Origin of the sequence: Nisaea sp., from assembly GCF_017640745.1 — a bacterium.
Lineage (GTDB): Bacteria > Pseudomonadota > Alphaproteobacteria > Thalassobaculales > Thalassobaculaceae > Nisaea.
Map to the genome: position 1 here is coordinate 44,505 of NZ_JAEPQA010000012.1, position 19,122 is coordinate 63,626.

Sequence of the window (19,122 nt, forward strand, 5' to 3'; positions counted from 1 at the left end):
AAAGCTTTTTTTAATTGTCGCCCATCTTGAGGGCTTCGATGAAGGCGCTCTGCGGGATGTCGACATTGCCGAACTGCCGCATCTTCTTTTTGCCTTCCTTCTGCTTCTCCAGCAGCTTCTTCTTTCGCGTGATGTCGCCGCCGTAGCATTTCGCGGTGACGTCCTTGCGCAACGCGCTGACGGTCTCGCGGGCGATGACCTTGCCGCCGATCGCGGCCTGGATGGCGATCTTGAAGAGCTGCCGCGGGATCAGGTCCTTCAGCCGCGTGCACATGGCGCGGCCGCGGGTCTCGGCGGCGCTGCGGTGGACGATGAGCGAGAGCGCGTCCATCGGCTCGGCATTGACCAGCACGGAGAGCTTCACCAGGTCGCCCTCGATATACTTGTCGAGCTGGTAGTCGAAGCTCGCATATCCGCGCGAGATGCTCTTCAGCCGGTCGTAGAAGTCGAACACGACCTCGTTCAGCGGCAGGCGGTAGACCGCCATGGCGCGGCTGCCGACATAGGTCAGCTCGATCTGCTCGCCGCGGCGCTCGGTGCAGAGCGCCAGCACCGGACCGAGATACTCGTCCGGCACCATGATGGTCGCCTTGATCCAGGGTTCCTCGATCGAGTCGATCTTCATCACGTCCGGCATGTCGGCCGGATTGTGCAGCTCGATCTGTTTTCCGTTGGTCAGATTGATGTGATAGACGACGCTCGGCGCGGTGGTGATGAGGTCGAGATCGAACTCGCGCTCCAGCCGCTCCTGGATGATTTCCAGATGCAGCAGGCCGAGGAAGCCGCAGCGGAAGCCGAAGCCGAGCGCGGCCGAGGTCTCCGGCTCGAAGCTGAAGCTGGCATCGTTGAGACGCAGCTTCTCGAGGCTGTCGCGCAGATCCGGATAGTCGCTCGCATCGACCGGGAAGAGGCCGCAGAACACTACCGGGATGCTCGGCTTGAAGCCCGCGAGCGGTGCGGCGCACGGACGCTTTTCCTCGGTGATGGTGTCACCGACCTGGCAGTCGGCCACGGTCTTGATCGAGGCGCTCATGAAGCCGATCTCGCCCGGGCCGATCTCCGGCAGTTCGGTCAACTTCGGCGTGAAGGCGCCGACCTGCTCGACCAGATGCACCGCGCCGGTCTGCATCAGCTTGATCTTCTGGCCCTTCTTCAGCACGCCCTCGCGCACCCGGACCAGCGCCATGACGCCGAGATAGCTGTCGTACCAGCTGTCGATCAGCATCGCCTGCAGCGGCTTGTCGCGGTCGCCCTTCGGCGCCGGCAGGCGCTGCACCAGCGCTTCCAGCACGGCCTTCACGTTCAGGCCGGTCTTGGCAGAGACCTCGATCGCGTCGGAGGTGTCGAGGCCGATCACGTCCTCGATCTGCTCCTTTACCCGCGGCACGTCGGCGGCGGGCAGGTCGACCTTGTTCAGGACGGGGATGATCTCGTGGTTCTGGTCGATCGCCTGATAGACGTTGGCGAGGGTCTGCGCCTCGACGCCCTGGCTGGCATCGACCACCAGGATCGAGCCCTCGCACGCGGCGAGCGAGCGGCTCACCTCGTAGGCGAAGTCGACATGGCCCGGCGTGTCCATGAGGTTGATCTCGTAGGTCTCGCCGTTGTCGGCTTTGTACATCAGGCGCACGGTCTGCGCCTTGATGGTGATGCCGCGCTCGCGCTCGATATCCATGCTGTCGAGCACCTGCTCCTTCATCTCGCGGTCGGTGAGACCGCCGCAGATCTGGATCAGACGGTCGGCAAGGGTGGACTTGCCGTGGTCGATATGGGCGATGATCGCGAAATTACGGATATGGCTGAGGTCGGTCATTTGGGCCGATAAGCTGTCATAAGGGTGCTGGCGGGGGAAAATAGGGCCCGAGAGGTCAACTGGCAATCGTGAAACGCCAGCGTCTCCTCCGCTCAGAACGCATAGGTCACGCCGAGCGAGCCGAAGGTCGAGAAGTCGTCGTCGCCGCTGAATTCCGGCGTGCGCACGACCTGGGTCAGCGAGATCCGGGCGCGGCCGACATTGAAGACGATCCCGTAGGTGAAATCGCCGACCATGACCCTCTTGTCGACCGAGGGGCTATCCGTGAAGGTATTGCCGTCGAGGAAGATGTTGCGCCCGACCAGCCGTCCCTCGATCCCGGCGAAGAGATACCAGCCGAAATCGTCCGCCGGCTCGAAATATCCGGAGCCGGGCGTGCTCGGCTGGATCCGCGGCGGACCGTAGTCGCCGGTCGGCAGATCCTTGCCGAACCGCAGCATCATGCCGCCGTTGATATGGGTGAAGACGTTGCCGAGCGCGCCGCCGACATAGGGCGCCGCGTCGATCTGGTAACCGTAGGGCGCGCCCAGCAGCTTCTCGTTCCATTTCCGCTCGAAGGTCAGCAGCAGCGCCGGTTCGTTCTTGATCTGGCTGTCCCAGCCGCGCGGCTCGCGGGTGTCGATCGCGCTGTGCACGAAGCTCTGCACCGGCTCGCCGAGCGCCGCCGGACCGACGACACCGAGGCTGAGCTGCAGCGAGGTGACGGTGTCTTCCGTATCCGCCAATACGCCGACCGCTCCGTAGAGCCAGGCGCCGTAGGGCCGGTCGTTCGGATCCGGGATCTTCCGCTCGATATCCTGAGGGGTATAGAGGTTCTGGCCGAGCTGATAGGTCACGCGGATATCGGCGTCCGGATCGACGAAGGGCGCGGCAGCCGCACGCACGCTCCATGGGACACGGTTCAGCGTGTCGGTGTATTGCAGCGCCGCCCCGTTCGTGTAGTTCCGGTCGGTCCCGTTCACCATGTCGTTTTCGATGGTGAAGTTGAAGGCGCCGGTGACGCGCTCCTTCTTCTCCTCGGCAAGAACCGGGAGGGCGAATGCCGCCGTCGCGGCAAGGGCGGCAGCCATGGCCGCGGGGCGGAGAGTCTTCATCTGATGCCGGCTACTCTTTGCAAAGAGCGGGACACTCGCGCCCGCGCGTTATTCATAACGCTCGAGATTGCCATGGGTTCCCTCTCCCGCGCAAACTGCGTGCTTCGAACGGCCGGCGCTCTCCGGCCGCAAAGCAAGAAGATCAGGGGAGGCATCCATGCCGCATATCGACGCCAACGGGATCAGGCTGCATTACCGCATCGACGGGCCGGACGGTGGCCGTCCGCTGCTGCTCTCCAACTCGCTCGCCTCCAATCTCTTCATGTGGGACCCGCAGATCGACGCGCTGACCGGTGCCGGATTCCGCGTGATCCGCTACGACAGCCGGGGCCACGGCCAGTCCGACGCGCCGGAAGGGCCCTACTCGATCGAGATGCTGGCGCAGGATGCGGTCGCCCTGCTCGACGGGCTCGGCGTGGCGAAGGCCGATTTCTGCGGCCTGTCGAAGGGCGGCATGGTCGGCCAGATGCTCGGCGTCCGGCATGCGGACCGTGTCGGCAAGCTGATCCTCGCCGATACCGGGGCCTACATGCCGACGAAGGAAATGTGGGACGGCCGGATCAAGACGGTGGAGAAGGGCGGCATGGAGGCGGTGGCCGACGCCACGCTGGAGCGCTGGTTCACCCCGGAGAGCCGGCAGACCCGTCCCGGCGATATCGAGAAGGTGCGCGCCATGATCCTCGGCACGCCGCCGCAAGGGTTCATCGGGTGCAGCCGCGCCATCCAGGCGATGGACCAGCGCGGCACGATCGGCGCGATCACCAATCCGACGCTGGTGCTCGTCGGTGCCGAGGATCCGGCCACCACGCCGGCCCATGCGCAGGAGATTCATGGGCTGATCAAGGGCTCGTCCTATGTCGAGATCCCGGAGGCGGCGCATTTCGCGAACTTTGAGCAGCCGGAGCTGTTCACGAAGGCGATGCTTGAGTTTCTGGGGAGCTGATCTTTGTCCGTCATTCCGGCGCAGGCCGGAACCCAGGGGGGCGAAGGGCGGGTTCTATGATCCCCTGGGCCCCGGCCTTCGCCGGGGTGACGATTTAAATCAGCTCATCGAACAGGTCGCGCCATTGCGGATTGCGTTCCTCGATCAGGCGGAGCTTCCAACTGCGGCGCCAGTCCTTCATCTGCTTCTCGCGGCGGATGGCGCGATCCATAGAAGCATGGGGTTCGAAATAGACCAGAAGCCTAACGCCGTAGCGTCCGGGTACCACGCCCGATCTGTGCTCCGAAACGCGCTTCAGAAGATCGCTGGTCACGCCGATGTAGAGCGTCCCGTTGCGCTTGCTGGCGAGGATGTAGACGTGGGGTTGCATGTCGTGGACATGCGAGGAATACGGACGGTTTTTCACCGTCATTCCGGCGTAGGCCGGAACCCAGGGATCGAGGATCGAGTTTTATGTTCCTCTGGGTCCCGGCCTGCGCCGGGATGACGGATTTGTTCGAAAAGAAAAAGCGCCGCCCGGATGGCCGGGCGGCGCCTCTCATTCAATAGCTCGCAGATGCGTCAGCGCAGGGCGGCGCAGGCGCGCTGGATGCGGGCGCAGGCGTCTTCCAGCACCGCGTCCGAGGTCGCGTAGGAGATCCGGAAATGCGGGCTGAGGCCGAAAGCCTCGCCATGCACCGCCGCGACGCCCTCTGCTTCCAGCATGTAGGTGCAGAAATCCTCGTCGTTCTCGATCACCTTGCCGTCGGGCGTCTTCTTGCCGATCACGCCGGCGCAGGACGGATAGACGTAGAAGGCGCCGTCCGGGGTCGGGCAGTCGAGGCCCTTCGCCTGGTTCAGCATGGAGACCACGAGGTCGCGGCGCGCCTTGAAGGACTCGTTGTGCTTCTCGATGAAGTCCTGCGGCCCGTCCAGCGCGGCGATCGAGGCCGCCTGGCTGATCGAGGACGGGTTGGAGGTCGACTGCGACTGTATTTTGCGGATCGCGTTGATCAGCTCCACCGGGCCGGCGGCGAAGCCGATGCGCCAGCCGGTCATGCAGAAGGCCTTGGACATGCCGTTGACCGTGAGCGTGCGGTCATAGAGGCCGGGCTCGACCTCCGCCGGGGTACAGAACTTGAAATCGTCGAACACCAGCTTCTCGTACATGTCGTCGGTCATGACATAGACGTGCGGGTGCTTCATCAGCACGTCCGTGACCTTCTTCATGTCTTCCCAGCTGTAGCCGGCGCCGGTCGGGTTGGACGGGCTGTTCAGGATGATCCACTTGGTCTTCGGCGTGATCGCCTTCTCGAGATCCTCCGGCTGCAGCTTGAAGCCCATCTCCTGCGGGCAGGGGATGATCACCGGCTCGCCTTCGGCCAGCAGCACCATGTCCGGATAGGAAACCCAGTAGGGCGCCGGGATGATCACCTCGTCGCCGGGATTCAGGGTCGCCATAAGGGCGTTGTAGAGCACCTGCTTGCCGCCGGTGCCGACCGTCACCTGGTTGCGCTTGTAGTCGAGATTGTTGTCGCGCTTGAACTTGCGGCAGATCGCGTCCTTCAGCTCCGGCGTGCCGTCCGGATCGGTGTAGCGGGTATCGCCCCTCCTCATCGCCTCGATGGCGGCCTCGACAATATGCGCCGGAGTGTCGAAATCCGGCTCGCCGGCGGACAGGCCGATCACGTCGCCGCCCGCGGCTTTCAGCTCGCGCGCCTTGGTGCTGATGGCAATGGTGGGGGACGGCTTGATGCGGCCGAGACGGTCAGCGATGAAGCTCATTTTTTCCTCGGAAAGGCTGGCTTGTCAGATGTGGGGCAGAGCCTACGCCCGTGTTCCGCGGGGTTCAAGAACAGGAAGACGCTGCGTGGAGTATTTCACGGCGCTGCATATTGTGTGCTGGCGATTGTTTGAAATTCGCGTTAAATCCGTCGGGTCATTCATGACTGGTTAAAATTAAGGCTGTAAGAACAACGCCATGGATCCGCTGCGCCGCACCGAACACAAGATTCCCCGCATCGGCACGCTCGACCGTGACGTGTGGGTGCGCGAGATTGTGCGCTCTATGTGCGATGCGGTGATCGATATCGACGAGGTGGAGATGCGCCGCCTCGAGCAGTTCCTCTGCGGCCTGATGCATTATCTCCTCGGCAAGGTGCATGACCGGATCGAATACCGGCGCGACGAGGCGGTCTGGCGCGGCAGGCACGGATTGCTGCCCCTGATGGGCGGTATGATGGACCGCTGCCGGGCGCAGGCGCGCGGGGCCGGGCAGGAGCCGATGCGCGACTGGCTGAAGGAAATGTACCGCGAGGCCGAAGACTCGAAATACAACCCGGTCTGCGTCAAGGCTTTCCGGCTGCTGATCCGGCTGGAGAACGCGGAACTGGAAAACATCCTGCACAACGCCTCCTGCGTCGTGCTGATCGCCCTCGGGCACAAAATCTCCGCCAGCTGACGCTCCGGGATTCCCAATCCCTCGGCTTTGGCCTAGATATCAGTCATGTCCCTCGCCACCTCGGCGGCGCGCTTCTGTCAGGCGTTCCGCAACCGCGATTACTCGATCTATTGCATCGGCAGCTCCCTGACCGTCATAGGTCTCTGGATGCAGCGGATCGCGATCGGCTGGGTAACCTGGAAACTGACCGAGAGCCCGACCTGGCTCGGCATCATCTCCTTTGCCGAGCTTTTTCCCGTGGTGCTGCTGAGCCCCTTCGCCGGCGCGCTCGCAGACCGGCTCGATCGCATCCAGATCGCCCGCGTCGCGCAGTGCCTCAACATGGTCCAGGCGACGATCCTGACGGCGCTGACCCTGAGCGGGACGCTGACCATCTGGTCGCTCTTCGCTCTGGCCCTCTGGACCGGGATCGTCGTCTCCTTCTGGCAGCCGGCCCGGATGGCGCTGATCCCCAACCTCGTGCGGCGCGAGGATCTCGCTTCTGCCGTGGCGATCAATTCGGTGATCTTCAACGCGGCCCGTTTCGTCGGCCCGGCCATCGCCGGACTGGTCATTGTCGGCTACGGCGCGGGCTATGCGTTCCTCGCCAATGCGATCAGCTATCTGCCCTTCATTGCCGCTCTGTTCATGATCCGGCCCCGTCCGGACCTCACGCCGCGCAAGAGCCATGGCGGGCTCTTCGCGCAGATGGTCGAGGGCTACAGCTATTCTCTCAGGCATCCCGGCATCGGGCCGACCCTGGTGCTGATGCTGGTCTCCTGCATCTGCATGCGTCCCGTCTTCGAACTGCTGCCGGGCTATGCCGTGGAGATCTTCGCCCGCGGCGCCGAGGGACTTTCCATGATGGCGACGGTCACCGGGATCGGCGCCGTCGTCGGCGGCATCTATCTCGGGCAGAGGGCCGGGCTCGAAGGACTGGTGCAGCTCTCGCTGGTCAGCGTCGCGGCGATGATCGCCTCGCTGCTGGTGTTCAGCCTGACCTCCAATTTCTGGATCGGTCTTTTCTCGCTCGCCGTCGCCGGCGGCGCAATGGTGACGCACGGAGCAGGCTCGCAGACCCTGATCCAGTCCGCGGTCGACGAAGGCATGCGCGGCCGGGTCATCGCGCTTTACGGCATGATGTTCCGGGGCGGGCCCGCGGTCGGCGCGCTCGCCATGGGGTGGGTCTCCGACTGGGCGGGTCTGCGCGCGCCGCTGATTGTCGGATGTGCTCTGACCGCGCTGGCGCTGTTCTGGATGATCTCTCGCCGGGCCGCAATCCGCGAGGCGCTGGAGGCGCGCGGGGGCATCGGGCCGTGACGGCCGGCGGTTCCGGCTTGCGTCTCTGGGCGATTTCGGATCTGCATCTTGCCTCCGAGGTCAACCGGTCCGCGCTCCGGGATCTGCCGGACCGTGGTGACGACTGGCTGATCCTCGCCGGCGACATCGCGGAGCGCGAGGAGCTTTTCGTAGAGGCTCTGGAGCTGCTTTCGGGTCGTTTCGGTACCGTCATCTGGGTCCCCGGAAATCACGATCTCTGGACCGACCGGCGGCCCGGCGCGGTTTCCCGTCGCGGAGAGGCGCGCTATCGCCACCTTGTCGAGCTCGCGCGGACCGTGGGCGCGGTCACGCCAGAAGATCCCTATCCGCGCTGGCCTGAAGATATGGATGGGGCGCCGGTCTTCATCGCGCCGCTATTCCTGCTCTACGATTACAGCTTCCGCCCGGAAGGTGTTGCGCTCGAGAACCTGAAGGACTGGGTGCGGCAAAAGCACGCGGTGCCGGCGGACGAGTTGCTGCTGGATCCGGCGCCTTACGACAACCGTGCCGACTGGTGTGCCGCACGCTGCGAGGAGACCGAAACCCGGCTCGCGGCACTGCCGACGGATGCGCGGACCGTGCTGGTCAATCACTGGCCGCTCCGCGAGGATCTGATCCGGATCCCCCGCGTTCCGCGGTTTTCGCCCTGGTGCGGGACCCGCCGCACGCATGACTGGCACCGCCGGTTCCGCTCGGTCGAGGTCGTGACCGGACATCTTCACACGCGCCGGACCGACGTCATTGACGGCACGCGCTTCCATGAAGTCTCGCTCGGATATCCCCGGCAATGGGAACAAAGCCGCGGCATGGCGAGTTACCTGAAGGATGTGACGCCCGGGCGGTAGTTGGTTGAAAACCGGCTAAGCCGCTAGGATATCCGGGAAGTACAACCATGAAAGGAGCGGGGCCATGAGCGACGTCACTCTCAAGATCAAGATGGAGGAGGCGGAAAGCCTGCTGCAATTCCTGCGCGGTACCGATATTCCCGAAGGCACCAAGAGCGCGGTTGCGCGGCTGGTCGAGGGCGCGATCCGCGAAGCTTCCGCGCCGGGATCGGAGACAGAGCCACGCTATGTCGGCGAACATGGGGAGTATAATCCCAATACCCTCGGGAAATCCGGGAAATAGCAAAATCCTCAGGCTCTGATTTCGGCCGGTCTGTCCGGGACTTCTCCATTCGGGACTTGACGTTCGCTTCGCATTGCCGCAAATGCTGCGCTGCAAAACCGAATGCAATCGCCAATCCGATAAAGAGCGGGAATACTGTCTGCCGGGTGACCGGCCAGAATCCCGTCCGAATGGAGCCAGACTTTGGACGTAAGCAAGATCACGACCGGCCCGAACCCGCCCTACGAGGTGCATGCCGTCATCGAGATCCCCCAGGGCGGGGTGCCGGTCAAATACGAACTGGACAAGGATTCCGGCGCCATGATGGTCGACCGGTTCCTGCACACGGCCATGTTCTACCCGGCGAATTACGGTTTCGTTCCCAACACGCTGTCCGACGACGGTGACCCGGCCGATATCCTGGTCGTCACCGGCTCCGGCGTGGTTCCGGGCGCCGTGATCCCGTGCCGGCCGATCGGCGTCGTCCATCTCGAGGACGAGGCGGGCATGGACGAGAAGATCCTCGCCGTGCCGGTCGAGAAGCTGCATCCGTACTATGCAAACGTGAAGAGCTACCGCGACCTTCCGGAGATCCTGATCCAGCAGATCGTCCACTTCTTCGAGCACTACAAGGATCTCGAGCAGGACAAGTGGGTGAAGTTCATCGAGATGGGTGACGAGGAATCGGCGCGCAAGACCATTCTCGAAGCGATCGAGCGGGCCAAGACGGCGAAGTAAGCCTCCGCTCACTCCCGACGCGTTTCCGGCCGCGCCGCCCCTTTCGGGCGGCGCGGTTTGCGTTTGTGCTGGAACCCCTCCCTGCCGGCACGGTATTCAACGCAGGCGAAGCGGAACGACGCTCGAGGGAGGAAAGAATGAACGCAGCCGCAAAGGCCGCAGACAACCGGCTCATTCTCGCGCTGGACCAGGGCACAACCTCCAGCCGTGCCATCATCTTCGACGCCAATACGCGCGTTGCGGCCGTCGCGCAGCAGGAGTTCCCGCAGCACTTCCCGCAATCCGGCTGGGTCGAGCACGATCCGGAGGATCTCTGGCGCAGCACGGTGGAAACCGCGCGCGACGCGATTGCGAAGGTCGGCGGCGCGGAACGGATCGCGGCCATCGGTATCACCAACCAGCGCGAAACCACGGTGGTCTGGGACCGGCGCACCGGCGAGGCGGTCTCGAACGCCATCGTCTGGCAGGACCGGCGGACCGCCGCCTTCTGCTCCAGACTGAAGGACGCCGGGCATGAGGAACTCTTCACCAGCCGGACGGGCCTTCTGCTCGATCCCTATTTCAGCGGGACCAAGATCGCGTGGATCCTCGATAATGTGGAGGGCGCGCGCGCCAAGGCCGAAGCGGGCGATCTCGCCTTCGGCACCGTGGACAGCTGGCTGATCTGGCGGCTGACCGGCGGCAAGGTCCATGCGACCGACGCGACCAACGCCTCGCGCACGCTGGTCTACGACATTCACAATGGCAACTGGGACGACGAACTGCTCGGCCTTCTCGGCATTCCGCGGTCCATGCTCCCGGATGTGAAGGACTCCGCAGACGATTTCGGCATCACCGACGCCGATATCCTCGGCGCCGCGATACCGATTTCCGGCGTTGCGGGCGACCAGCAGGCGGCCACGGTCGGGCAGGCCTGTTTCGGGGCGGGGATGCTGAAATCGACCTACGGGACCGGCTGCTTCGCTCTGCTCAATACCGGCGCCGCGCCGGTACGGTCCCGCAACCGGCTGCTCACCACGATCGCCTACCGCCTTGCCGGCAAGCCTGCCTATGCCCTGGAGGGCTCGATCTTCGTCGCCGGGGCGGCCGTGCAGTGGCTGCGCGACGGGCTCGGCATGATCGGGCAGGCTTCCGAGAGCAGCACGCTTGCGGCGCAGGCCGATACCGCCCACCGGGTCTATCTCGTGCCGGCTTTCACCGGGCTCGGCGCACCATACTGGGACGCCGAGGCGCGCGGCGCGATGTTCGGTCTCACCCGGGCATCGGGTCCAGCCGATTTTGCCCGGGCGGCACTGGAGAGCGTCGGATACCAGACCCGCGATCTGCTGGAGGCGATGCACAGCGACTGGAGCGCGGGCGGAGACGACACCGTGCTCCGTGTCGATGGCGGTATGGTCGCCTCCGACTGGGCCATGCAGTTCCTTGCCGACATTCTCGGTGCGCCGGTCGATCGCCCTGTGGTGGCGGAGACCACGGCGCTCGGCGCGGCCTACCTCGCAGGCCTCCGGCACGACTATTACCCGGACCCCGAAGCGATGGCGGCGCAATGGGCGCTCGAACGCCGTTTCAATCCACGCATGGAGCCGGGCGTGAGAGACGAACTCTATCGCGGCTGGCGGGATGCGGTCCGGCGCACGGTTTCCTCGTGAGCGCGATCGTCTCCAGTGACGGTCGTCTGCTCGCGGTATCGACGATCGCCGTGGCGCTGGTCTGCCTCTGGTCCTATGTCGATGCGGCCGACCGGCTGACCTGGTGGATGGAGGCCCTTCCGGTTCTGATCGTCTATCCGCTGGTCTGGGCGGTCCGCCGGCGGTTTCCGCTGACGCCGCTTCTCACGCTGCTGATCGCGTTGCATTCCGTGATCCTTCTGGTCGGCGCGCATTACACCTATGCCGAGGTTCCGCTCTTCCACTGGATCCGTGACGCCTTCGATCTCTCGCGCAACCACTATGACCGCGTCGGCCATCTGGCGCAGGGCTTCATTCCGGCGATCGCGATCCGCGAACTGCTGCTTCGTACCTCGCCGCTGCGGCCCGGGCGGTGGCTTTTCGCGATCATCGTCTTTTCGGTGCTCGGCGTGAGTGCGAGCTATGAGCTGCTCGAGTGGCTGGCCGCGGTGCTGGTCGGAGGAGACGCCGATGCCTTCCTGGCCACCCAGGGTGACATCTGGGATACCCAGAAGGACATGGCGCTTGCCGGAAGCGGGGCGATCCTCGCCCAGCTTCTTCTCGCCGGTTTCCACGATCGCCAGCTCGCCGCGCTGCCGAAGTTCCAGGCACCGAAGTACTAGGCGATGACAGGCGTAGCGAGAGACTGGACCCCGCCGTCGCACGCGTCGTAGGGTCAGCCCGGTTCCGGAGGGTCCTTGCCGGAGCTTTCATTGTAATCCTGGGGTTTAGGGACCGACTATCGGTCGTGAGCATGGCTTTTCTTCTCCGGAAGTGCGCAGATGGATGAAACCGCAGGTTCGGGCGAAGAAGACCGTGCCAGAATCGGCCGCGAATATTTCTCCTATGTGCGGGGGCTTTGCGCCGCCGCCTCGATATCCACACTCACCGAACTGATCGTCAATTTCGACTGGTTCCTCTCGGTTCCCTGGTGGATGAAGGCGGTCCGGATCTCTATCACGCTGCTTGCGGTCGGATACTGGTGGGCGCTGCCGCGGTATGATTCAGAGCTCCGCCATGCCTTCACCGTGGGCATTTCGTTCTTCATCCTGAGGTCGGTCACGCTGGCCCAGGTGGTCGAGCCGCACAACGCCGCGTTCTTTTATTCCATCGCGCTCGTCGCCGTGACGACCATGGCGCAGACCCGGCGCGACATTCTGATCACGCTCGTCGTCGGCGCGATCGCCTTCCTCGTCGCACGGGACGGGCAGATCCCGCCCAAAGCCTATCTGGGGTTCGTTATCGCGACGGTGTTTGCCGGCTATTTCGGGATGTCTTTCCTCAGCTTCCGCGGTCGCCTCTTCGAGCTCCTGTCGCGCCTGAAGGGGCAGACGCGGACGGACCAGATGACCGGCCTGAAGAACCGACGCGCCCTGCATGACGACCTCGAGGAGGACTTCCGCAGGCTGCAGCGGAACGGCACGCTTTTCAGCCTGCTGCTGATTGATGTCGACCATTTCAAGAAGGTGAACGACCGCTACGGACACGCCGCGGGCGACGCGCTTCTGAAGGCGCTGGCGGGAGATCTCCGGGCGGGTATCAGGAATCTTGACCGGTTCGGCGCCGGTGAGGACAGGGTTTACCGGTTCGGGGGAGAGGAGTTCGCGATCATCCTCCCGAATGCGGACATGGACGCGGCGGCCCGGGTCGCGGAGCGCTTGCGCCGCCGGATCGAGGTGACGCGCTTCGACGCGGATCCGGAGGAGGGGCCGCTTCCCGACGGAGGGATGACGATATCCGCCGGCGTTGCCACAGCGGCGCGCGGAATGCATTGGAGCGAGCTCTATAACGCCGCCGACCTTGCACTCTACCGGGCGAAAAATCTCGGGCGGAACCGGGTCGAGCGCGCCGATCGCGCGGCGCCCGATGTAGCGGCGACGGACGCGGTCAATTCGGCTTAGTGCTTCCGGGGGGCCGGTCGGCCCTAATCCAGGGTGATCTCGAATACGCTTCCCTCGCCCGGAATGCTTTCGCATCGGATCTGTCCTCCCAGGCGCTGGGTCACGAGATTGTAGACGATGTGCAGGCCGAGGCCGGTTCCGCCGTTGGCGCGTTTGGTGGTGAAGAAGGGATCGAAGATCTGCGAGAGGACGGTCTGGTCCATGCCCTTTCCGTAGTCGCGGACAGATATGCGGTCCGACCCGTCGGCAAGTCGCCCGACCTCGATCCGGATATCGCCGCCGTTCCCCTCATAGGCGTGGAGTCCGGCATTGATCACGAGGTTGGTGACGATCTGGACCAGCGCCCCGGGATAGGTATGGCGTATGAGTTTCGTCTCCGGCCGCACCAGTTCGACGTTGAGTCTGCTCCGCTTCGTTTCCGCTGTCAGGCTCTGAAGCATGTCCCGGAGATACTCGCCAAGGTCGATCTCCCGGGAGTCGTCGGCCGCCTGATCGACCGAGACCATCTTGAAGCTTTTAATAAGGTCGGCGGCTCTGTTCAGATTTTGCTCGACGATGGTCAGTCCTTCGCTGGTCTTGTCCAGCGTCTCGATCGCAAGCTTGCGGGAAAGGCCGCCGTCCGGGCTCAGGACCTGCTGACGGAAATTCCGGATGATTGAAGAGACATGCGTGGCCGCGGTCACGCAGATCCCGAGCGGTGTATTCACCTCGTGCGCGACGCCCGCGACGAGGCCGCCGAGCGCGGCCATCTTCTCCTGGCGTACAAGATCGTTCTGCGCGTTCTTGAGGTCGGTGATGTCGGTGTTGGTGACGATGCACCCGACGCCGTCCACGAACCGGCGCTCGACCTTGTGGTAGGACCCGTCGGGTAACAGATCCTCGAACACGTTGCTTTCGCGGCGCTCAAGCAGCGCGATCCGCTTTGCGAGGATCGCCTCCAGAACCTCCGGGCTGCGTTGGCTGTTGCGTCTGCTGTTGTGAATGAAGCGCAGGATCTCGACATAATCCGTTCCCGGTCGGCAGAGATTCTCGGGCAATCCGTGAGCAGCCCGGATCCAGCTGTTCACGAGCCGGATGCGGTGTTCGGCATCGAGCAGGATCATGCCGATCGGGGCATGGTCCACGACGGCGTCAAGTGTCCGGCGTTCCGTTTCGAGCGCTTCCTCTGTCTCGCACCGCGCTGCGATCTCTCTCTGCAGCTCGGCAGTCCGCTCAAAGACCATCCGCTCAAGCTCCAGCGTCATGTCCCGACGCAACCGATCGGCTTCTTTTCGCGAGCTGATGTCCCGAATGATCATCTGCACGATATTCTTGCCGTCAGGGCTGGTAAACGCGGCAACCGTGCATTCGGTCGGAAAGGTCGTCCCGTCGAAGCGGGAGTTGCTCCATTCGAACGTTTGCGGCGCGCCGTCGAGCGCTGCGTCTATCTTCTCCGCGAAAATCGCGGCGAGCTCGTCCTGGCTGTAGCTGGAGGGGTCGGCGAAGGCGCCGAGCTTGTAGTCCCGGATCCTGGCCGCGTCGACGCCGAACATCCTTTCCGCCTGCTTGTTCGCGGCGACATATTTTCCGTCCTCCATGACGAGGATCGCGTCACCGGCACTGTCGAACAGGTGCCGGAGCTGGGCTTCGTTCTTTTCCCGTACCGAGATCTCCTCTTTAAGAAGGCCGAGCACGCCTTCGAAGAAGTCGATGGAGCGGGCCAAGGCGCCGACTTCATCCTTGCGGGACTTGTCCAGTCCGATGTCCGAGGGTTTGCCGCTGGCCAGGTTCGTGAGCGCCTGGATGGCGCTCCCGAGGGAATGTGTATAGCGGACGGAGAGCAGCCATGAGGCGGCAAGGGACAATGCTGCGCAAAGCACAAGGCCGATCACGAGAGTGCGGACGATCTGCCGGTCATGCGCGGAAACGGCTTCCGAGGCAGCCGCATTGTCCTCAAGCACGATCTGGGTCAGCCGCCCAAGCAAGGTCAATGCGGAAAGATAGGACGCGTTCGTCGCGCGCATCTCCTGATCGAACCGGCCGATGTCGAACGACGTCCTGACGACGGAGGAAACATATTGACGCCGAAGCATTTCGAACGCGTCCGAGAGCGAAGCCAGCACCTCATCTGTCTCGGATCCTGTCGCAAGCAGAGCCCGCGACCGTTCGAGCTCTCGTTTGACGCTGAAAGCTTTTCTTAGGGAGGGTCTGATCAGGTTGTAGAGCTCAGCCTTGTCGAGATTGTGAGCCTTGCCCAGGTGCCCCGTGATCGCGAGATGAACTTCGGTAACGCTTCTGTTGATGGCGGATATCGCTTCGAACTTCGCCCGGGCGTTGGACTGTCCCGCCGAAAGTTCGATCTGATGCGTGCGCGAGTGTTCCAGAACCGCGAAGAACAGTCCCGAGAAAACGAGAATGGTCAAAATTGGGGTCATGAAGAACCATGCCCGGAGCCCTGGTTGCAGGCTGAATTTCGGCCCGTCCGTCTTATCGGCCATTCTAAGCGCCCCGATATGCAGCACGTCGACCCGCGATCTGGCGGTTGATCGTGGTTCGAGCGGCGCAAGCAGCGGGTTTGCGGTGATATCGCTATAGAAATCCCGGCAGTATGCGGTTCACGTAACCCGTCGCCGACCTTCCGGGAGCCTGCAAACGCAACTCGATCTGCTGGAAAATCGCTTCAATTGGTCACGAAATCGTTAATTCGATAAAATTTTATTCAACGGCTTGGTTTTGGCGTTGTGCCACCGATCTGAGTGCTTTGGCGTTCAGCGCAATCCTGAATCTGGTGCCGGGGCCGTCATCCTCGACGAGGGCGAGGGTGCCGCCGAGCCGCTTCATGATCTCTTTGCTGATCGCGAGCCCGAGGCCGATTCCGCCGGTCGAGGATTGGGCGGCCCCGCGCTGGAACTTCTCGAAGATGAAGGGGCGAAGGTGGCTCGGGATTCCCGGACCGTTATCCGAGATCTCGATCACGTATTCCCCGCCGACAAGGCGGCCTTCGACATGGACTTCCGGCTCCGCGGTGGTGTTGTGCTTGATCGCGTTTGTCAGGATGTTGATGACGACTTGCTGCAGGCGGTCCGGGTCGGCCATGACGATCGCGCTGGCCGGCTCGCCGAAGTGAATTTCGGCGCCTGCGGACCGGGCGAGTCCTCGGCAGGTCTCGACCGCCCGGGACAGCGGGACCGAGGCGTCCAGCTCGTGCAGGTTCCAGGAGGCCTCGCCCCTGTCCATCAGATTCATGTCGAGAATTTCGTCGAGCAGCCGTGTGAGGCGCAGGCTTTCCTCGTGGATGATGGAGAGGAAGCGCTGGGCCTGCGGGCTGGTCAGATCCCTGGTCTCGAGCAGAATTTCCGAGAAGGAGCGGATTGAGGTCATGGGTGTGCGGACTTCGTGACTCACCTGGCTGAGGAAATCGTCCTTCTGCGCATCGAGCAGGGTCAGCCTCTGGTTCGCCCGCCGGAGCTCCCGGGCGGTCGCCTCGAGCTGGATCGACTTCTTCTCGACCTCCTGGCTGTATTCCATCAGCTGCGCGGTCTCGTCGGCGATCTTCATCAGCTCGTCGAGGCTGATGGTCTCGCCGCTGGCGATCTGTGAGACCATGGCGCGGGCCGAGGCGGCGCCGATCGAGCCGGCGAGCCGGCGTTCGAGATGGGCGATGAAGGCGTCGGTCGGCTGCGGAAAGTCGCTGTCGCTCCCCTGGCCCGCGGCGAATTCGCGGAACAGCCGCTGGGCCTCGGCGGCGCCGAGGATCCGCTGTGCCAGGATGAAAAGGTCTTCGGCCGAGGCGGAGCGCCGGATGAAGCGGTGCTCATCGCCCGCCGGCGTGCGGAAGACGTCGACGAAGAGGGTCCCCTGCAGCCGTTCGAGCGGCTTTGGTTCGACCAGCAGCGAGCAGAGAACGAACAGCACCACATTGGCGCTGAGACTCCAGAACAGGGCATGCACCAGCGGATCCAGGCCGGTCAGCCCGAACAACGCCTGCGGGCGCAGCAATCCGATGCCGAGCGGGCCGTGTTCGATCGTGCTGGCCGAGAGCAGCAGGTCGCCCTCGAAACTCGGCAGGAAGAGCGTGTATCCCCAGAGGATGAAGCCGGTGGCGAGGCCGATCTTGGCCCCGGTCGCAGTCGCCCGTTTCCAGTAAATGCCGCCGAGCAGGGGCGGCAGGAACTGGGCGACCCCGGCAAAGGCGATCAGGCCGATCGCGGCCAGCGCGTCGGACTTTCCGCTGAGCCGGAAATAGACATAGCCGAGCAGCAGGATGACGCCGATGCTGATCCGCCGGCTGACCAGCAAGAGACGCCGCACGTCGCCGCTGCGCTCGATCGAGGTCCAGGGCGTGCGCAGCATCACCGGCATGACGATGTGGTTCGAGATCATCGTCGAGAGCGCGATCGAGGCGACGATGACCATCGAGGTGGCCGAGGAGAAGCCGCCGAGGAAGGCCAGCAGGACGAGAAGGTCCTGACCGACCGACATCGGCACGGTCAGCACGAACATGTCCGGGTCGGCGCCTTCCGGCAGGACGCTGAGCCCGCCGATGGCGATCGGCAGCACGAAGAGGCTCATCAGCATCAGATACAGAGGGAACAGCCAGGAGGCCATGCGCAGCTGATCCTCGCCGGTATTCTCGACCACGGTCACCTGGAACTGTCGCGGCAGGCAGATGATGGCCACGCCGGAGAGAAAGGTGAGGGCGACCCAGCGGGCATCGAACATGTCCTCGGTCTGCAGCACCTTCGCGGCTTCGCGGCTGAAGATGTCCGCGGGCCCGTCTGCCAGCGCGAAGATCACGAACAGGCCGACGGCGATCAGGGCCAGCAGCTTGACCAGCGCTTCGAGCGCGATGGCGGCGACGACGCCATGGTGGCGCTCGTTCGCGTCGATCGTGCGGGTGCCGAAGATGATGGTGAAGAGCGCCATGCCGGCGGCGATCCAGAAGGCGATCTCTGAGGCCGGCTGGTCGCTCGGCGGATTGGCGAGGTTGCCCGGATCGGAGGACACGATGACCTGGATGCTCGTCGTCACCGCTTTCAGCTGAAGCGCGATATAGGGCGTCGTGCCGATCACCGCGATCAGCGTTACCAGCACGGCGAGGCTCGTGCTCTTGCCGTAGCGCGAGGAGATCAGGTCGGCGATCGAGGTGATGCGGTGGACATGTCCGATCCGGACCAGCTTGCGCAGCAGGAACCACCAGCCGATGAAGACCAGGGTCGGCCCGAGATAGATGGTGGCGAACTCCAGCCCGCTGCGCGCCGCCGATCCGACCGCACCGTAGAATGTCCAAGAGGTGCAGTAGACCGAGATCGACAGCGTGTAGACGACCGGGGACTGGATCCAGGAGGATTGCCCTGTGCGTGCCTGCCGGTCGCCCACGAACGCGACCATGAAAAGCAGCGCCACATAGGCGAGCGAGATGGTGAAGATCAGATTGGCGGACAGCATCAGCGGCCCGGCGAGCTGGTGTCCGGCGGCGACGGCGCGTGATGTTCCGGATCGCTCAGCCGGTGGGAGAACCAGAAGGCAACGAGGATCATCGCGGTCCAGAGCCCGAAGACGTATGCGACGATCAGCGGGATGCCGAACAGCGTCTCATGCACGGCGAACAGGTCGATGAAGGGCGGCATCAGCAGGAACAGCCCCGCCAGCGGGAGCAAAAAGGCCGCGTCACGGTATTTTGCGGCCACGCTGGGGGAAGAGGGGCGCATCGTCTAAAGCCCGGCCAGCTTCTTGACCTGCTCGATCACGTCGCGGTTGGAGAACGGCTTGGTGACGAAGGCGTCCGCGCCGATCTCCTGCGCGGTCTTGCGATCCTTTTCCTGGCCTTTTGCGGTCAGCACGATGACCGGCAGCTTGCTGGTCCGCGGCGAGGCGCGAAGCTGGCGCAGGATCTCGAAGCCGTTGCGGTGCGGCAGCATGATGTCGAGGATCACGACATCGGGCAGGGCCTGGTTATTGAGCTGTTCGAGGGCGGCGTTGCCGTCGAGGGCGCTTGTGACCTCCCATCCCTCACGGCCGAGCAGAAAGCTCAGCGACTCAAGGATGTTCGGTTCGTCCTCCGCGATAAAGACGCGTGTTGTCACGCTGTTTCCCCCAATGCCTCCTTGTTTTCCCGGTCATTAACTGTTTGCCGGTTTT

General features: G+C 63.9%; 17 protein-coding genes. 9 read left to right on the forward strand and 8 right to left on the reverse strand.

Annotated features, from left to right (window positions below; all coding sequences use genetic code 11):
• Nucleotides 1–10 precede the first annotated feature (10 nt).
• Together lepA and JJ959_RS10140 are read right to left on the reverse strand one after the other, a co-directional pair.
• On the reverse strand, nucleotides 11–1,813 hold the full coding sequence (gene lepA, locus JJ959_RS10135) for a translation elongation factor 4 (RefSeq protein ID WP_292882968.1): 1,803 nt from the start codon (nucleotides 1,811–1,813) through the stop codon (nucleotides 11–13).
• 92 nt (nucleotides 1,814–1,905) lie between these two features.
• Entirely contained in the window at nucleotides 1,906–2,907 is a 1,002-nt protein-coding gene (locus tag JJ959_RS10140; protein ID WP_292882969.1) for a lipid A deacylase LpxR family protein, read from the reverse strand.
• A 157-nt stretch (nucleotides 2,908–3,064) separates the two neighbouring features.
• On the opposite strand from JJ959_RS10140, the gene pcaD reads away from it, so the two are divergent.
• Nucleotides 3,065–3,850 carry a 3-oxoadipate enol-lactonase gene (gene pcaD, locus JJ959_RS10145; protein ID WP_292882971.1) on the forward strand — a complete coding sequence of 262 codons (786 nt, stop codon included), beginning with the start codon at nucleotides 3,065–3,067 and terminating at the stop codon, nucleotides 3,848–3,850.
• 94 nt (nucleotides 3,851–3,944) lie between these two features.
• Here the strand turns inward: pcaD and JJ959_RS10150 are convergent, their stop codons facing one another.
• Together JJ959_RS10150 and JJ959_RS10155 are read right to left on the reverse strand one after the other, a co-directional pair.
• The gene (locus tag JJ959_RS10150) at nucleotides 3,945–4,256 is read right to left on the reverse strand and encodes a GIY-YIG nuclease family protein (RefSeq protein ID WP_292882974.1); all 312 of its coding nucleotides are present in this window, start codon (nucleotides 4,254–4,256) and stop codon (nucleotides 3,945–3,947) included.
• 155 nt (nucleotides 4,257–4,411) lie between these two features.
• Nucleotides 4,412–5,614: a pyridoxal phosphate-dependent aminotransferase gene (locus tag JJ959_RS10155; RefSeq protein WP_292882977.1), complete on the reverse strand. Its 1,203-nt coding sequence runs from the start codon at nucleotides 5,612–5,614 to the stop codon at nucleotides 4,412–4,414.
• A 196-nt stretch (nucleotides 5,615–5,810) separates the two neighbouring features.
• Between JJ959_RS10155 and JJ959_RS10160 the strand changes: the two genes are divergently transcribed.
• The 8 genes from JJ959_RS10160 to JJ959_RS10195 all read left to right on the forward strand — a co-directional run bounded on the left by JJ959_RS10160 (nucleotide 5,811) and on the right by JJ959_RS10195 (nucleotide 13,002).
• Nucleotides 5,811–6,290 carry a hypothetical protein gene (locus JJ959_RS10160; protein ID WP_292882980.1) on the forward strand — a complete coding sequence of 160 codons (480 nt, stop codon included), beginning with the start codon at nucleotides 5,811–5,813 and terminating at the stop codon, nucleotides 6,288–6,290.
• Between the two features lie 45 nt (nucleotides 6,291–6,335).
• Nucleotides 6,336–7,589, forward strand: a complete 1,254-nt coding sequence (locus tag JJ959_RS10165) for an MFS transporter (RefSeq protein WP_292882982.1) — start codon at nucleotides 6,336–6,338, stop codon at nucleotides 7,587–7,589.
• Entirely contained in the window at nucleotides 7,586–8,434 is an 849-nt protein-coding gene (locus JJ959_RS10170) for a metallophosphoesterase (RefSeq protein ID WP_292882984.1), read from the forward strand. The genes JJ959_RS10165 and JJ959_RS10170 overlap by 4 nt, the downstream gene beginning before the upstream one ends.
• 64 nt (nucleotides 8,435–8,498) lie before the next feature.
• Complete coding sequence (locus JJ959_RS10175) at nucleotides 8,499–8,717, forward strand: hypothetical protein (RefSeq protein ID WP_292882987.1); 219 nt, start codon at nucleotides 8,499–8,501, stop codon at nucleotides 8,715–8,717.
• Nucleotides 8,718–8,900: 183 nt separating this feature from the next.
• The gene (gene ppa, locus JJ959_RS10180) at nucleotides 8,901–9,434 is read left to right on the forward strand and encodes an inorganic diphosphatase (protein WP_292882989.1); all 534 of its coding nucleotides are present in this window, start codon (nucleotides 8,901–8,903) and stop codon (nucleotides 9,432–9,434) included.
• 137 nt (nucleotides 9,435–9,571) lie between these two features.
• Nucleotides 9,572–11,083, forward strand: a complete 1,512-nt coding sequence (gene glpK / locus JJ959_RS10185; RefSeq protein WP_292882992.1) for a glycerol kinase GlpK — start codon at nucleotides 9,572–9,574, stop codon at nucleotides 11,081–11,083.
• Nucleotides 11,080–11,724 carry a DUF2238 domain-containing protein gene (locus JJ959_RS10190; protein ID WP_292882995.1) on the forward strand — a complete coding sequence of 215 codons (645 nt, stop codon included), beginning with the start codon at nucleotides 11,080–11,082 and terminating at the stop codon, nucleotides 11,722–11,724. Before glpK ends, JJ959_RS10190 begins: the two co-directional genes overlap by 4 nt.
• Nucleotides 11,725–11,883: 159 nt before the next feature.
• Nucleotides 11,884–13,002, forward strand: a complete 1,119-nt coding sequence (locus tag JJ959_RS10195; protein WP_292882997.1) for a GGDEF domain-containing protein — start codon at nucleotides 11,884–11,886, stop codon at nucleotides 13,000–13,002.
• A 23-nt stretch (nucleotides 13,003–13,025) separates the two neighbouring features.
• Here JJ959_RS10195 and JJ959_RS10200 read toward each other — a convergent pair whose 3' ends face one another.
• The 4 genes from JJ959_RS10200 to JJ959_RS10215 form a co-directional block, all read right to left on the reverse strand.
• Nucleotides 13,026–15,479: an ATP-binding protein gene (locus tag JJ959_RS10200; protein WP_292883000.1), complete on the reverse strand. Its 2,454-nt coding sequence runs from the start codon at nucleotides 15,477–15,479 to the stop codon at nucleotides 13,026–13,028.
• Between the two features lie 217 nt (nucleotides 15,480–15,696).
• Nucleotides 15,697–18,429: a sensor histidine kinase gene (locus JJ959_RS10205; protein WP_292883002.1), complete on the reverse strand. Its 2,733-nt coding sequence runs from the start codon at nucleotides 18,427–18,429 to the stop codon at nucleotides 15,697–15,699.
• The gene (locus JJ959_RS10210) at nucleotides 18,429–18,692 is read right to left on the reverse strand and encodes a hypothetical protein (RefSeq protein WP_292883005.1); all 264 of its coding nucleotides are present in this window, start codon (nucleotides 18,690–18,692) and stop codon (nucleotides 18,429–18,431) included. The genes JJ959_RS10205 and JJ959_RS10210 overlap by 1 nt, the downstream gene beginning before the upstream one ends.
• A 3-nt stretch (nucleotides 18,693–18,695) precedes the next feature.
• Complete coding sequence (locus JJ959_RS10215; RefSeq protein WP_292883007.1) at nucleotides 18,696–19,067, reverse strand: response regulator; 372 nt, start codon at nucleotides 19,065–19,067, stop codon at nucleotides 18,696–18,698.
• Nucleotides 19,068–19,122: the final 55 nt, after the last annotated feature.